The organism is Bacillus hominis, from assembly GCF_018332515.1.
GTDB lineage: Bacteria > Bacillota > Bacilli > Bacillales > Bacillaceae_G > Bacillus_A > Bacillus_A hominis.
The window spans coordinates 1-1117 of the sequence record NZ_BOQD01000431.1; the positions used below are offsets into that span (position 1 = coordinate 1).

Consider the following 1117-nt stretch of genomic DNA (forward strand, 5'->3'; position numbering starts at 1 on the left):
AAATACCATCTAAATCGTTACCAATTAAATCAGTTAGTAATTCTTCACGTAGCAATTCATAAGAGAAGGCGTTCAATGAAACATCTTCTAAAGATGTTATATCGATTGTATTTTTGCTCACAATATTCCCCTCTTTCTATAGGGATTATTATATAACATTTTGCATTTATAAAAACAGATTTTTCTTTAGGGAAATCTGAATATATAAGAAGAAAAAAAGAATTGGCAAATTATATGCAAATTATGTATACGTTTTCTTGACGCTTCGACAAAAATAAGAGTAAAATGAACTTGTTATCAAATTATGCTGAAATATTTCGAATAATTTTTTCAGTTTTTCTTATGCCAATAGTGAAAAAACATTATTGTTGTAAATTAATCTGAAAACAGCAGTCAAACATTCAAGGGGGTAATGGGGACATGAAAGGCCGCGAGTATACGTTTCGTAAGTGGCACTCATTAATGGGGGTCATCCCGGTTGGTGTCTTTTTGACGCAACATTTAATTGTAAACAACTTTGCAACAAGAGGAGCAGAGGCTTTTAACAAAGCTGCAGGCTTTATGGAGCTCCTTCCATTCCGGTATGCGCTAGAAATTTTCATCATCTTTTTACCTATACTGTATCATGCTATATATGGCTTATATATTGCATTTACAGCTAAGAACAATGCGGTATCTTACGGCTATTTCCGTAACTGGATGTTCGTCTTCCAACGAATTTCAGGTATCGTTACGCTGATCTTCATTTCTTGGCACGTCTGGGAAACTCGTATTCAAGCATTGTTAGGTAAAGAGGTAAACTATGATATGATGGCAGATATTTTAAACAACCCATTTATGTTTGGTTTCTATTTAGTTGGTGTTGTTTCAACAATTTTCCACTTTGCAAATGGACTATGGACATTCTGCATCAGCTGGGGAATTACAGTATCTCCACGTTCACAAAGAATCTCTACTTATGTAACATTAGCTATTTTCTTAGGTCTATCTTATGTAGGTGTGAGTGCATTATTAGCGTTCATCGATCCACAGCTAGCAAACCAGTAAGGAGTGGGAGAGCATGAAAGGGAAACTTATAGTAGTCGGCGGTGGCTTGGCCGGCTTAATGGCAACGATT

The 1117-nt window shown here is 35.6% G+C and carries 1 protein-coding gene and 1 pseudogene; one reads left to right on the forward strand and one right to left on the reverse strand.

Annotation, left to right across the window (positions count from 1 at the left end):
• Window positions 1-121, reverse strand: a pseudogene (locus KI356_RS26075) (YslB family protein); the annotation flags it as partial.
• 299 nt (window positions 122-420) lie between these two features.
• On the opposite strand from KI356_RS26075, the gene sdhC reads away from it, so the two are divergent.
• The gene (sdhC, locus tag KI356_RS26080) at window positions 421-1047 is read left to right on the forward strand and encodes a succinate dehydrogenase cytochrome B558 (protein WP_002015407.1); all 627 of its coding nucleotides are present in this window, start codon (window positions 421-423) and stop codon (window positions 1045-1047) included.
• Window positions 1048-1117: the final 70 nt, after the last annotated feature.